Source organism: Pseudomonas paraversuta (assembly GCF_904067025.1).
Lineage (GTDB): Bacteria > Pseudomonadota > Gammaproteobacteria > Pseudomonadales > Pseudomonadaceae > Aquipseudomonas > Aquipseudomonas paraversuta.
Genome location: NZ_CAJFDA010000001.1, coordinates 3,350,112 through 3,363,369, shown reverse-complemented (window position 1 = coordinate 3,363,369; position 13,258 = coordinate 3,350,112). Strand labels below are relative to the sequence as shown.

At 59.8% G+C, this 13,258-nt stretch carries 15 protein-coding genes; 6 read left to right on the top strand and 9 right to left on the bottom strand.

Annotated elements, in window-relative coordinates; all coding sequences use genetic code 11:
• The first annotated feature begins 52 nt into the window (after positions 1 to 52).
• Positions 53 to 487 carry a MarR family transcriptional regulator gene (locus JQ848_RS15240; RefSeq protein WP_003441722.1) on the top strand — a complete coding sequence of 145 codons (435 nt, stop codon included), beginning with the start codon at positions 53 to 55 and terminating at the stop codon, positions 485 to 487.
• Positions 488 to 566: 79 nt separating this feature from the next.
• On the opposite strand, the gene JQ848_RS15235 is transcribed toward JQ848_RS15240, so the two are convergent.
• Positions 567 to 2,750, bottom strand: coding sequence for a patatin-like phospholipase family protein (locus JQ848_RS15235; protein ID WP_202211306.1), 2,184 nt, complete (start codon positions 2,748 to 2,750; stop codon positions 567 to 569).
• 70 nt (positions 2,751 to 2,820) lie between these two features.
• Between JQ848_RS15235 and JQ848_RS15230 the strand changes: the two genes are divergently transcribed.
• Positions 2,821 to 3,108: an Rdx family protein gene (locus JQ848_RS15230; RefSeq protein ID WP_202210911.1), complete on the top strand. Its 288-nt coding sequence runs from the start codon at positions 2,821 to 2,823 to the stop codon at positions 3,106 to 3,108.
• Here the strand turns inward: JQ848_RS15230 and JQ848_RS15225 are convergent.
• The 3 genes from JQ848_RS15225 to JQ848_RS15215 all read right to left on the bottom strand — a co-directional run bounded on the left by JQ848_RS15225 (position 3,102) and on the right by JQ848_RS15215 (position 6,372).
• Positions 3,102 to 3,995 (bottom strand): DMT family transporter, encoded by an 894-nt coding sequence (locus JQ848_RS15225; protein WP_202210910.1) that lies wholly within the window; start codon positions 3,993 to 3,995, stop codon positions 3,102 to 3,104. The two genes, JQ848_RS15230 and JQ848_RS15225, sit on opposite strands and share 7 nt — an antisense overlap.
• Positions 3,996 to 4,072: 77 nt before the next feature.
• Positions 4,073 to 4,834, bottom strand: coding sequence for a helix-turn-helix transcriptional regulator (locus JQ848_RS15220; protein ID WP_003441729.1), 762 nt, complete (start codon positions 4,832 to 4,834; stop codon positions 4,073 to 4,075).
• 83 nt (positions 4,835 to 4,917) lie between these two features.
• Positions 4,918 to 6,372 (bottom strand): TrkH family potassium uptake protein, encoded by a 1,455-nt coding sequence (locus tag JQ848_RS15215; RefSeq protein ID WP_003441731.1) that lies wholly within the window; start codon positions 6,370 to 6,372, stop codon positions 4,918 to 4,920.
• A 118-nt stretch (positions 6,373 to 6,490) separates the two neighbouring features.
• On the opposite strand from JQ848_RS15215, the gene JQ848_RS15210 reads away from it, so the two are divergent.
• The gene (locus JQ848_RS15210; protein WP_202210909.1) at positions 6,491 to 7,051 is read left to right on the top strand and encodes a nitroreductase family protein; all 561 of its coding nucleotides are present in this window, start codon (positions 6,491 to 6,493) and stop codon (positions 7,049 to 7,051) included.
• 112 nt (positions 7,052 to 7,163) lie between these two features.
• Here the strand turns inward: JQ848_RS15210 and JQ848_RS15205 are convergent, their stop codons facing one another.
• The 5 genes from JQ848_RS15205 to JQ848_RS15185 form a co-directional block, all read right to left on the bottom strand.
• The gene (locus JQ848_RS15205; protein WP_003441735.1) at positions 7,164 to 8,498 is read right to left on the bottom strand and encodes a sensor histidine kinase; all 1,335 of its coding nucleotides are present in this window, start codon (positions 8,496 to 8,498) and stop codon (positions 7,164 to 7,166) included.
• 78 nt (positions 8,499 to 8,576) lie between these two features.
• Positions 8,577 to 9,005, bottom strand: a complete 429-nt coding sequence (locus tag JQ848_RS15200) for a Spy/CpxP family protein refolding chaperone (protein ID WP_003441736.1) — start codon at positions 9,003 to 9,005, stop codon at positions 8,577 to 8,579.
• 167 nt (positions 9,006 to 9,172) lie between these two features.
• The gene (locus JQ848_RS15195) at positions 9,173 to 9,850 is read right to left on the bottom strand and encodes a response regulator transcription factor (protein WP_003441747.1); all 678 of its coding nucleotides are present in this window, start codon (positions 9,848 to 9,850) and stop codon (positions 9,173 to 9,175) included.
• 81 nt (positions 9,851 to 9,931) lie between these two features.
• Entirely contained in the window at positions 9,932 to 10,231 is a 300-nt protein-coding gene (locus JQ848_RS15190; RefSeq protein ID WP_003441750.1) for a YciI family protein, read from the bottom strand.
• A gap of 1 nt (position 10,232) precedes the next feature.
• A complete protein-coding gene (locus JQ848_RS15185) occupies positions 10,233 to 10,835 on the bottom strand; it encodes a septation protein A (protein ID WP_003441752.1) in 603 nt (200 codons plus the stop codon).
• Between the two features lie 84 nt (positions 10,836 to 10,919).
• On the opposite strand from JQ848_RS15185, the gene JQ848_RS15180 reads away from it, so the two are divergent.
• The 3 genes from JQ848_RS15180 to JQ848_RS15170 all read left to right on the top strand — a co-directional run bounded on the left by JQ848_RS15180 (position 10,920) and on the right by JQ848_RS15170 (position 13,253).
• Positions 10,920 to 11,783, top strand: coding sequence for a PHP domain-containing protein (locus JQ848_RS15180; protein WP_003441754.1), 864 nt, complete (start codon positions 10,920 to 10,922; stop codon positions 11,781 to 11,783).
• Positions 11,784 to 11,796: 13 nt separating this feature from the next.
• Entirely contained in the window at positions 11,797 to 12,426 is a 630-nt protein-coding gene (locus JQ848_RS15175) for an L-threonylcarbamoyladenylate synthase (protein ID WP_003441755.1), read from the top strand.
• 128 nt (positions 12,427 to 12,554) lie between these two features.
• Complete coding sequence (locus JQ848_RS15170) at positions 12,555 to 13,253, top strand: segregation and condensation protein A (RefSeq protein WP_202211304.1); 699 nt, start codon at positions 12,555 to 12,557, stop codon at positions 13,251 to 13,253.
• Positions 13,254 to 13,258 lie beyond the last annotated feature (5 nt).

Here is a 13,258-nt window from a genome sequence, read left to right as displayed (position 1 = left end):
AGCTGGCTAACAATTAGGTTCACTCTTTTTCAGTCTAACCATTGAGTTTTTTATGCCTTTAACCGATCAACACCGCTTTGGCATGCAGTTGGCCCAAATGTCCCGTGGCTGGCGTGCCGAGCTGGATCGTCGTCTTGCTGGCCTTGGTTTGTCGCAAGCACGTTGGCTGGTGCTGTTGCACCTGGCACGTTTTGAAAATGTGCCTACCCAGCGCGAACTGGCCCAGAGTGTCGGGGTTGAAGGGCCGACCCTGGCCCGCTTGCTTGACAGTCTTGAAGCCCAGGGGCTGGTGCAGCGTCATGCTGTGGCCGAAGACCGGCGCGCCAAGAAAATTGTATTGAGCGATACCGCCCGGCCATTGATCGCCCAGATCGAAGCCATTGCCACTGCGTTGCGCCAGGAACTGTTTGTGGGCGTAGACGAAGAAGAGCAGCGCATCTGCATGCGCGTTCACCAGCGCATCCTGGATAACCTCGAAAAACACTGATCACAACCCTGCAGGAGCGAGCTTGCTCGCGAGCTCTAGAGGCTCGCGAGCAAGTTCGCTCCTGCAGGGTTAGTACTCCTTAGAACGTCTGGCCCAGATTCAGGTACAGCGCTGTTTGATCATCATCGTTAAAGCCATAGCTGAAGTTGAGCGGGCCCAGGGGTGTGTCGAAGCCGATGAAAATGCTCGCGGCATTGATGTAGCCGCTGTCGAATTCATTGTCGTTGTTCCAGGCCCGCCCGCGCTCCAGTGACGCGCCGGCATACAGCGGGAAATCAAACGGCAAGTACGAGCGTGGAGTGAGGCGGCGGTAGTAAACCGCGCGCATCAAACTGACGTTTTGCCCGGAAATCGCATCTTCCCTGAAGCCCGACAATTGTCGTGCACCACCCAGCAAGAAGCTCGATGTCACCACGTTGGCCTTGTCCAGCGTGCGCCCGTAGCGCCCGCCCAGAATCCAGGTGTTCGGCCCGTAACTCAACGCCTTGTCCAGATGAAACTCCCACTGGCGATAACGCTCATCAGAGCCAATCCCCGGCTCAAATTGGCGCACGCTCAGGCTGATGTCCTCACCCTCATGGGGGAAGTACACGTTATCCAGCGAATCGAACGAGTATTTCAGGTCATAAAAGCCTTCATTGAAGCTGGTGCTCGGCAAGTCGCGTTCGCCAATTCGCACATTGGCTTCGCCCCAGGCCTCGCCAACCCCAAGGCGGATTTCACCGCTGTTGCCGATCTGACGCCCAAAATTCAAGCCAAAACCATAGCGTTCCAGGCGGTATTCGGCGATTGGATCGTTATCGAGGATCGACTCCACGTTCTGCGAATGGGCGTTGATATAGGGCGCAACAAAATACCGCGAGCCGGCATCCAGTGGCTGATAGAACTCGCTGTACAACTCTTGCTGATCGCCGATTTGTACCCGCGTCAGCCACTCGGCACCCAGCCGGTTGATGCCGTTGACCCGATAGCTGGCACCGATGTTGAGCGCGCTGTCGCCGCGCATATCGTCTGAAAGGTTGAGCCCCAGCCGCAGGTAGTCAGTGCCGCTGCGCTTGCCCCGGGCGCTGATCACCAGGGTGCGGTCCTGACCTTTGTGCACCACGCGGTATTGCACCTGTTCGAAATAGTCCAGCCCGTACAGCGTGCCCATATCCCGATGCAGACGGCCCAGGTCCAGCGGTTCACCCACCGGCTGGCGAATGTAATAGCGGATCACCGAGTCGTCTATTTTCGAATCATTCTCGATCTTGACCGCGGTGATTACCGGGGTGCGCTCCTCAGGTGAGCGGGCGGCATCGAGTTGCTTGTCCCCGGGCTGGCGCAGGCTGATCAGGCGTTTTTCGAGGGCCTGGGTGGCGCGATAGCCAGCGTTGATAATGTCTTGCGAACGACCAAAATCGGTGACCCCAAAACTGGCCAGCGCAGGCTGGATCAGTATGTCTTCCGGCTTCAGGGACGCAAGCTGCACCTCGGAGTTGCTGCGGGTCATCAATGTGATGGACTGGTTGAGGATGTCGAACACGGTGTTGAGCTGTTTGCGCCCGCGCAACGGTGTGCCGATATCCACCACAATGACCAGGTCCACCCCCATTTCGCGGGCTACGTCCACCGGGATGTTGTCGACCATGCCGCCGTCGACCAGCAGTTGACCGTTGATTTCTACGGGGGCAAACACCGCCGGAATCGACATGCTGGCGCGGATCACCTGAGGCAAGTGGCCTTTACGAAATACCACTTTCTCGCCATTGACGATGTCGGTAGCCACAGCCCGGAAGGGGATCGGCAGTTTGTCGAAATCACGGATGTCGCTGCTGTGGGCCAGCAGGCTTTCGAGCAGCAGCGACAGGTTTTGCCCCTGAATCACTCCCAATGGCAGCCCAAGGCTGCCATCGTCGCGAAAGCTGAGTTTCTGTTTGACCAGGAAGTCGCGGTCATCCTGCTTGCGCCTGAACGGGATGTCTGCCCGGGCCGGAGCATCGGACAGGGCTTCTTGCCAGTCGATCCCCAGTGCGAGCTTTTCCAGTTCGTCGATCTTGTAGCCCGAGGCATACAGGCCGCCGATCACTGCGCCCATGCTGGTGCCAGCGATGGCATCGACGTGAATGCCCTGTTCTTCAAGTGCCTTGAGCACGCCGACGTGGGCCAGGCCACGGGCCGCGCCACCGGAAAGCACCAGGCCGATCTTGGGATGTGGATTTTCGGCGGCAAACAGTACCAGCGGGGATAAACACAAAAGCAGGCAAATCAGCAGGCGGCGCATCATGAATCTCTGGGCAAGCGACAAAGGTGGCTATTATAGCGGCGCCTTTCACTTCAGGAGCCCGAGAAACATGGCAGTCAGCAAACCGGAAATTGTTATCACCTATTGCACGCAGTGTCAGTGGTTACTCCGTGCGGCATGGCTGGCCCAGGAGTTGCTCAGCACATTTTCCGATGACCTGGCGCAGGTGGCGTTGCAGCCGGGCACCGGCGGGGTGTTTCGTATTACCTGCGATGGCGCGCAGATCTGGGAGCGCAAGGCGGATGGCGGCTTTCCCGAAGCTAAAGTGCTCAAGCAACGGGTGCGCGACCAAATTGATCCGCAACGTGATCTGGGGCACAACGACCGGGTTCAGTGAGGGTTGGTCGCCAATACGGGCTTGCCCGGTGCAGGTCCGCTGGTCATGCGGCTCGACACGACAATCGCGACGATGATCAGCACCCCGCCCAGCAGCATGGGCAAGGTCGGCGTCTCGTGAAACAACAGCCAGGCCAGGGTGATGCCGTACACCGGCTCCAGGGCGAAGACTACGGCGGCGGTGCGGGCTTTGATCACCGCCAGGCTGGCGACAAACAAACTATGGGCCACGCCCGTGCAGAACACCCCCAACAGGCCGATCCACAGCCAGTCCAATGGCCGCACTTGACCCAGGCCAGGCGCGGCGAAGGGTAGCAGGCACAGGGCAACCACGGCGTTCTGCCACATCGCCGCCTGCACCGCAGGCAGCCGTCCCGAGCAGGCCCGGTTATTGAGGGACAGCAACGAAAACAGCAGGCCCGAGGCAATCGCCCAGAGCAAGCCTTCGGTGGCCTGGCTGGCCAGATCAAAGGTCGGGGTGACCAGGATCAGCCCGACGCTGACCAGTATCACCAGGATGATTTCGTTGAGCCGGATCCGTTCGCGAAAAATCAGCCCTTCAAGGATCACGGTAAACGCCGGAAAGCTGGCAAAGCCCAGGGTTGCAATGGCCACCCCGGCAATCTTTACCGAGATGAAAAAACTCACCCAGTGCCCGGCCAGCAGCAAGCCGCTGAGCAGCAGACCGCGCACGTCGCGCAATGTCGGCTTGCACCACACCGTGTGTCTGGCCAGCCCGGCAAAGCAGGCGAGGGCAAGCACTGCAAAACCTGCCCGGCCGAACACGATAATCGAGGCCGATGCGGCGGCCAGTTTGCCGAACACGCCGGTCAGGCCGAACATCAATGCGCCAATATGCAGGGCGCCCAGGGCAGTACGCGGAGTCATTGCAGTCCTTGAATCAATACGGGCAAGGCCTGCAGTCTAAGGTGCGGGGGGCAGGCCCGTCTGTCGCCAGACTCGCGTCAGTTGTCGCCAGACTCGCGCCGCAGTGCCGAAGGCGAGGCCCCGAACTCGCGGAGCATGGCGGCAGCAAAGGCGCTTTGCGAGGTATAGCCGACGCGGCAGGCGACTTCCCCTATGGGCAGCATGCTACGGCGCAGCAGGCTTAGGGCACTGTGCAGGCGGCGTTGGCGAATGTAATCCATCGGCGTTTGCCCGCATTCACTGATAAAGCGGCTGTGCAGGCGCGTGCTGGATAACCCTGCGATACGTGCCAGATCAGCCACCTGCAGCGGGTAGGCGGCGTTTTGGTCGATGTAGGCATCCAGAGCTGCCAGGGGCAGGCGTTTGGGGGGCGGCGCGGCAGGGGCGAGCGTGTTTAAACTGGCCAGCAACAGGATTGCCCCCTGACGGGAGATCAGCGGGTCGCTGACCGCACTGCTGGCCAGCCAGTTGACCAATTGATGCTGCATGGGGTCCAGAGACAGCTGTGCGGCGCTGTCGAGCAACCGGCGGCTGGCGTCGGCGTGCTGGCCCAGCGATTGGCCTAGCCAGTCTTCTTCGCCGGGTACATCGAGTACCAGGCATTGGCTGCCTTGTTCGCTTTCGCAGGTGTGATGGGCGCCTGCCGGAACCACCATCAGATGTTGCCGATGCAGTCTGCTGGCGCGGCCATCCACCTCGAAATCGAGCTTGCCTGAGAGGCTGATCACCACCTGCGGGTGCTCATGGCTATGGGCGATCACCTCTTGGCGGTAATTACGCAGTGACAGGATCTGGCCCATGGTGATCTGGTCTCTGTAAGTGGTCTGCAGGAGCGAGCCTTTATCAGAACAGCTCGCTCCTGCAGGGTATGCCGATTCAGCTTTTAGTGCCGCCAGAACGCCGGGATGCACAGTACAAACACGGTAATGATCTCCAGGCGCCCGAGCAACATGCCCAGTGACAGGATCCACTTGGCCGCGTCCGGCAGGCTGGCGAAGTTGCCGGAAGGCCCGATGGTTTCGCCCAGCCCGGGGCCTACACCGGACACCGTGCTGGCAGCGCCGGTGAGGGCGGTCATCCAGTCCAGCCCCAACAACGACAGGGCCAGGGCAATCACGCAAATGGTGATGGCAAAGAAGAACGAAAAGGTCAGGATCGAGCGCACGATTTCTTCGTCGAGGCGGTGGCCATTGTACTTCTGCTTGATCACTGCCCGCGGGTGAATCAGTTGGTTGAGGTTGGCCTTGAGCAGAATGTAGGCAACCTGAAAGCGGAAAATCTTGATCCCGCCTGCGGTGGAGCCCGAGCAGCCACCAATAAAACCGAGGTAGAAAAACAGCATCAGCGAGAAATTGCCCCACAAGCTGTAGTCGCCCAGTGCAAAGCCTGTCGTCGTCACCACCGAAGTTACGTTCAGCGCCACATGGCGAAAGGCGTCCCCCCACGGCATGTTGGTGGTCCACCAGAGCCAGGCGCTGAGCACTAGCCAGGTGACCAGCAACAGGCCGAGCAAGCCTTGTACCTGCTGATCCTTGATCAGCGCCTTGCGATGGCCGCGCAGGGTGGCGACGTACAGGGTAAAGGGCAGGCTGCCCATGATCATGACTACGATAGCGACCCAGTGCACCGCAGGCTGTGACCACTTGGCCAGGGACTTGTCCGAGGTTGAAAAGCCGCCGGTGGAAATTGCCGACATGGCATGGTTGATCGCATCAAACACGCTCATTCCGGCCCACCAGAAGGCCAGGCTGCCAAGAATGGTGATGCCGACATAAGTGGCCACAATCAGGCGGGCCACCATATGCGAGCGCGGCATGACTTTTTCGGAACGGTCTGACGACTCGGTCTGGAACAGGCGCATGCCGCCGATTCGCAACAGCGGCAAAATCGCTACCGCCATGCCGATAAAGCCGATACCGCCGAGCCAGTGCAGCATCGAGCGCCACATCAAGATGCCGGGCGACATGGTGTCCAGACCGCTGAGTACCGTTGAGCCGGTAGCGGTGATGCCGGACATGCTTTCGAAAAACGAGTCGGTGTAGCTGATGTGCTGTGTCAGCAAAAACGGCAGGGCGGCAAATACACACACCACTACCCAGCTGGAGACGGTCAGCAGATACATGTCCCGGGGGCGCAGGTGTACTTGCTCGGGGCGTCCGGGAATGACCAGTGCCAATCCGGCCAGAAAGGTGATCAGGCTGGCCCACAGAAAGGACGGCAGATCGCCCATGTGGTCAAAAATCACCAGTGTCAGCATAGGTACGGCCATGCTGATCGCGAGCGTAATCAGGAAGATGCCGATAATGAAACCGATGATGCGTAAGGTCGGCAACGCCATGAAGTCAGCTCGGGATGAAAGAGGGGCGCCATTCTACCTGTGGGGCGGGGTATGTAAACCGCCAGCCCTTGGCTAGATACCGTTAGAATAGCCGCACATTTTCTTCAGGAGGTGGCCAATGGAGGCTCTCGACGCTTTGCTCAACCGTGTTTCTGCCCCGCGCCTGCTCGATCCGGCGCCAACGGCTGAGCAACGTGAAGTACTGTTTGCGGCTGCTTTGCGTGCGCCGGACCACGGCCAGTTGCGCCCTTACCGGTTTTTGACGGTGGAAGGCGATGCGCGTCATCGGCTGGGTGAAATCCTCGCCGGAGCCGTACAGGCCCAGGGCGGTGAGGTGACCCCGGCAGCATTGGACAAAGCCCGGGCCATGCCGTTGCGCGCGCCATTGGTGGTTGTGGTGGTGGCCCGCCTGCAGGACCACTTCAAAGTGCCCAGGGCCGAGCAGTTGATCACCGCAGGTTGCGCGGCTCACGCCATTGAACTGGCGGCCTACGCCCAGGGCATTGGTGCGGTATGGCGCACGGGTGAGCTGTCATATGCACCGCAAGTGGCCAAAGGGCTGGGGCTGACAGAGGGCGAGCAGGTGGTTGCGTTTCTGTACCTGGGAACTGCGCAGAATGAACTGCGTGCCGCGCCGAAGGTGGATACGGCTGAGTTTGTGCAGCAGTGGTCGGCGTGAATTCCTTGCAGGAGTGAGCTTGTCTCGCGCTGCAGGCACTTCGGTTTTTCTGAGACACCAAGGTGATGCAATCGCGAGCAAGCACGCTTCAAGGGTTTATTGATTCGCGGGTCTAAAGAGTGCCGTTCGGCTCCAGTGGCAACTCCAGCGTGGCAACAAATCCTCCGTCCGGATGATTGTTCAGCACCAGTCTGCCGCCATGGCGTTCTGCCGCGCGACGGGCTATGGCCAGTCCCAGGCCATGTCCGGCCGCCGTCTGGCCGGGCGCACGGAAGAACGGCTCGCCCAATTGCGCCAGATATTCCCCGGGCACTCCGGGCCCGTAATCCCGCACGCTGATGCTGATGCGCTCGCCTTCACGGCAGGCCTTTAATTCAATCGGGCGTCCGGGCGGGCTGAAACGTTGCGCATTGCGCAGCAGATTATCCACCGCGCGCTCGATCATTGTCGGCCACCCGCCAAGGCTCAAGCCAGGTTCTGCCGTGAGTTGTACCGATTGCTCGGGAGCCGCCAGCGAGGCATCTTTTTGTACCGCCTGGAGCAGCCCGTTGAGCTCAATGGGCTCGGCACTGGCCTGGTCGGCATCAACCCGTGCCAGGGCCAGAATTTCGCTGATCAATGACTCCAGGCGGTCGCACTCGCGGGTCAGGCGCGGCCAGAGTTTCTCGCGCTCTTCGGGCCCGGCGCGTTCTGCCAGTGCCAGGGCGATACGCAGCCGGGCCAGTGGCGAGCGCAGTTCATGGGACACATCACGCAGCAATTGGCGCTGGCTGCCAATCAGGCTTTGCAGGCGTGCGCCCATGCGGTTGAAGTCGGTGGCCAGCACCCCGAACTCATCGCGCCGTGAAGCCAGTCGCGCCAGGCTGTTTTGCTGGTAGGTGGTTTGGCCCAGGTCATGTACAGCTACGCGCAGGCGACTCAGCGGGCGGGTGATCGACAGGGTGACCAGCAAGCTGAACAGGGTCAGCACCACCAGTGCAATTCCCAGCGCGCTGAGCGGCCAGATCAGGCTTTGGCGATGCCAGGCATCCAGTTCCGGGTGCGGGATGCGATAAATCAGCAAATAGGTTTCAGCGGTTTTCGGGCTGGTGTACTCGACGGTCAGGCGGCGCCACGGCAGTTGCTCTTCACCGGGATGCTGGCGTGCCTCCCATGCGGCAGCCCGACGTGGAAACGTACCGCGTACCACAGGGTCGCCACTTTCGTTAAGGACCTGTACGTCAATGTGATAACGGCGTTTACGCTTCTCGAGGAATTCTTGCGCGGCATCGGCGCCCTGGGTTTCGTAGCGTTCAGTCCACTGCTGCGCCAGATTGGCGATACCGGGATGCCGGCTGAGGATCCAGGCGTCCTGATTGAGCATGTGCCCCAGCAGGAGCGACAGCCCTGCGACCAGGGCAATCGCCAGCCAGAAGCTGGCGAGAATGCGCCAAAACAGTGATCGCACGGTATTTCCTCGCAGTTAATTGATCAGAACGCGTAAAGCCCAACGGCCAGGGGTCGTTGGGCTTGAGGGTTGCGCGAATTATTGCGCTTTTGGAGCCTGTTGTGCTTTCCACTCTTTGAACTGTTTCCACTCTGCCTGACGCTCGGCACGTTTCTTTTGCATCTCGTCGAAGGTCTTCTGCTGATCAGGCTTGAGCACGGCCCGGATCTCGCTTTGGGTCTTGTCCTGCTTGGCCTTGATCTCGTCTTTCAAGGCTTGCTGGTCGGCAGCCGGCAGTTTTTCCAGATATTTTTCGACCAGTTGCTTGCGATCATGCATTTGCTGGCCCATCAATTTGCCGATTTGCTGGCGCTGTTCGCGGCTCAGGTCCAGTTGGCTGTAAGGGGCGTCGCCGCGACCGTGCTCACCGCCGTGTCGTGGACCCATCGGGCCGTCGCCACCAGGCATGGCCATTGCGACGGTTGGCAGGGCAGCAGCAAACATCAAAGCAATTAGAGTCTTACGCATGGTGTGTCTCCTTCATGACAGTTCCGGTGAATCCGGATGTGCTCAGTGTAGGGAGATCAAGGTCAACCGCTGTCAGGCGAGGGTAAAGCTTGGGTAAAGAGGGTATTGCTGCGGATTTACATAACAGGCTTATGTGGGAGCTGGCTCCCACAGAGAAACGTGGTGCTTCAGGCGCTATAGAAGTAACCCCGGCTGCGCAATGCGACGATGCGCGGGCGGCCATCGGGGTGGGGGCCAATCTTTCTGCGCAGGTTACTGACATGCATGTCCAGGCTGCGGTCGTACAGGGTCAATTTGCGGCCCAGGGCGATCTGTGCCAGCTCCTGCTTGTCCAGCGGCTCTCCCGGCTGGCGCAGCAAGGCCTCGAGCAGACGGCTTTCGGAAACGGTCAGGGTGATGTCGTGCTGGTCGATAGTGGCCACGCCGCGCATCGGACTGAAGCACAGGTCTCCCAGTTCTATCTGGCTGGATACCGCGGTCGGGTGGCTGCGGCGCAATACAGCCCGCAGACGGGCGGTCAGTTCGCGGGGGTCGCAGGGTTTGGCCAGATAGTCATCGGCGCCTAGTTCGAGCCCGAGAATACGGTCCAGGGGTTCACCGCGGGCTGACAGCATCAGCACCGGCAATTCGGGGTGATCCTGGCGTAGTTGCTTGAGCAGTTCCAGACCGCTGCCGTCAGGCAGCATCACATCCAGCACCACGGCATCGGGGCTGGATTCGCTCAACGCCTTGCGGGCACTCTGACCGTCGTGGCAAGCGCGTACCTGAAAGCCTTCCTGGCTCAACCAGCTGCTCAGAAGCTCGCACAGCTCCTGGTCATCATCTATCAGTAACAGGTCGCTCATGGCTTACTCGATTTAGCCAGTGCCTACGGGGTACAGGTCGGTCACTGGCAAAGATACTGCAATCACACTGTGCCGTAGGGGTTACGGCAGTACTTGCTTGAACGGCTTGACGATCACATTGGCATATACGCCGGCTGCGACGTAAGGATCCGCGTCGGCCCAGGCCTGGGCAGCGCTCAGGGAGTCGAACTGGGCCACGACCAGGCTGCCGCTGAAGCCGGCTGCGCCAGGGTCATTGTTGTCGATGGCCGGGTGCGGACCTGCCAGCACGATGCGGCCTGCATCCTTGAGTTGATTCAGGCGTTCAAGGTGGGCCGGGCGTGCAGCCAGGCGGGCATCGAGCGAGTTGGCGACGTCGGTAGCAATAATTGCGTAGAGCATGTCAGTCCTCGGTTTTTGAGTTGGTCGGTGCAGGTTCGGTGTCATGCAGGTGACGCGACAGATAAACACCCTGGGCTATCAGGAACAGCACGGTCATGCCCAGGCTGCCGAACACCTTGAAGTCGACCCAGATGCTTTGATAGGTGAAGGCAACGAACAGGTTGGCAGCGCCACAGAACAGGAAGAATACGATCCAGGCCAGGTTCAGGCGGGTCCACACCGCATCGGGAAGGGTCAGTGCATGGCCCATGATGCGTTTGATCAACAGTTTGTCGCCGATAAAGTGGCTACCGGCAAATGCCAGTGCAAACAGCCAGTTTACGACTGGCGCTTTCCACTTGAGGAAGGTTTCGCTGTGGAAAGCCAGGGTCAGGCTACCGAACACCAGGCAGGCAATCAGGGTCAGCCATTGGCTCTTTTCGAGCTTGCGCTGCTTGATGAACAAAATGCCGTAAACCACCAGTGAACTGATGATCAGCATTGCCGTAGCGCTGTAGATACCGCCCACAGACAAGCTGTGCCCGGCGATTTCGACGATGCGAGGTTCGATTTTATAGACGATGAAAAACAGTAACAGCGGGATGAAGTCGATGAATTGTTTCACAGTGGCAGCCAGAAGCAGGATGTGGCGGCATAATAACAAACATCAATGACAGCGAAAGCGTCAGCTAGAGGTTATTAAATTCCCGTGGAAATTGACTTGCATTGCCATAGCACAGCTTCTGATGGCGCCCTGGCGCCGGCGGTACTGGTTGCGCGTGCGTTCGAGAAAGGTGTGCGAGTCCTGGCCCTGACCGATCACGATACACTTGAAGGCCTCGACGAAGCCCGCGAAGCGGCGCTGGCGTTGAACATGACGTTGATCAATGGCGTTGAATTGTCGTGCACCTGGGGTGGAGCGACGATTCATGTGCTGGGCTACGGCTTCGATGTCAATGCTCCGGCGCTGGTTGAGGCCATAGCCAGGCTCCACGATGGGCGCTGGCTTCGGGCGCAGGAGATCAGCCGCAAGCTTGAGCTCAAAGGCATGCCCGGAGCGCTTGAAGGTGCGCGAGCTATACAGCAGACCCTGGGCGACAGCGGCAATGCTCCGGCCCGCCCGCACTTTGCCGATTTCCTGGTTCAGGCCGGCTTCGTCAAGGATCGCGCCGAGGCGTTTCGCAAATGGCTGGGGGCCGGCAAGCTGGGTGACGTCAAACTGCACTGGCCGACCCTTGAAGACACGGTCGCCACCTTGCGCGCCGCCGGGGCCTGGGTCAGCCTGGCGCATCCTTCGCATTACGATTTCACCCGCAGCAAGCGCCGCCGGCTGATTGGCGACTATATTCAAGCCGGGGGTCACGCGATTGAAGTGGTCAACGGGCATCAGCCGGCCGAGCAGGTCGGCAGCCTGGCGATCCTGGCGCGTGAGTTCGGTCTGCTGGTCAGTGCCGGCAGTGATTTTCATGGCCCTGGAGGTTGGTCCGAGATCGGCGAATATCGCCCGATCCCCGAAGATTTGCCGCCACTTTGGCGTCGATTCAAATATGACCAGCCCGCTGCCAACGTCTGAACAGGGAAACTCTGTGAGCCAATTTTTCCAGATTCATCCGGAAAACCCGCAACCGCGGCTGATCAAACAGGCCGTCGAGATTATCAAAAAGGGCGGGGTGGTGATTTATCCCACCGATTCATCCTATGCCCTGGGCTGTCAGATGGGCGACAAGCACGCCATCGAGCGCATCAAGCGCCTGCGTAATCTGGACGACAAACACAACTTCACCCTGATGTGCTGCGATCTGTCGCAACTGGGTTTGTTTGCCAAGGTTGAAACCGGTGTGTTTCGGCTGCTCAAGGCCCATACACCGGGGCCCTACACCTTTATTCTGAACGCGACCCGTGACGTTCCGCGGCTGCTGCTGCACCCCAAGCGCCGGACTATTGGCGTGCGGGTGCCCAGTCATCCGATTGCCCTGGCGCTGCTTGAGGAGCTGCGGGAGCCGCTAATGAGCGTGACCCTGATCCTGCCGGGTGAAAAAGAGCCGATGGAAGATCCGTACGAAATTCGCGATGCCCTGGAGAAACAGGTCGACCTGATCATCGATGGCGGATTCGGCGGCAATAAAGCCTCGACCGTGATCAGCCTGATCGACCTCGAACCTGAAGTGGTACGCGTGGGTTGCGGCGATCCGACGCCGTTTATGGTCGAGGCCTGATGTCTGACGTCGAAACCATAGAAGGCGTTGATGCCCAGGCCGGTGCCCAGCAGGAATTGCCGTTTGCCATGGTATATGGCCAGGCCGTCATCGAAATGCCGCTGGACCTGTACATTCCGCCGGATGCCCTGGAGGTGTTTCTCGACGCCTTTGAAGGCCCTCTCGACTTGCTGCTGTACCTGATCCGCAAGCAGAACATCAACATTCTCGATATCCCTGTGGCGGAAATTACCCGTCAGTACATGGGCTATGTCGAGCTGATGAAAGCCGTGCGCCTGGAGCTGGCTGCCGAATACCTGGTCATGGCTGCCATGCTGGCCGAGATCAAGTCGCGCATGCTCCTGCCGCGCTCGGCCGAGATCGAGGAGGACGAGGGCGATCCCCGGGCCGAATTGATCCGTCGTTTGCAGCAGTACGAGCGGTTCAAGGCGGCGGCTGAGGGGCTGGATGGCTTGAGTCGGGTAGGGCGCGATGTGATTGTGCCCAGGCTCGATGCGCCCGAAGCCCGGGCGCGCAAGCTGGTGCCCGATGTAGCGCTTGAAGAGTTGCTGATGTCGATGGCCGAAGTCTTGCGCCGTACTGACATGTTTGAAAATCACCAGGTCAGCCGCGAAGCCCTGTCGACCCGGGAGCGGATGAGCGATGTGTTGGAACGCCTCAAGGGCGGCGGCTTTGTACCGTTTGTCGAACTCTTCACCGCCGAAGAGGGCCGTCTGGGTGTGGTTGTAACCTTTATGGCCATTCTTGAACTGGTCAAAGAGTCGCTGGTCGAGTTGGTACAGAATGAACCCTTTGCGGCAATCCATGTGCGGGCGAGAGCCGAATAAAGAGC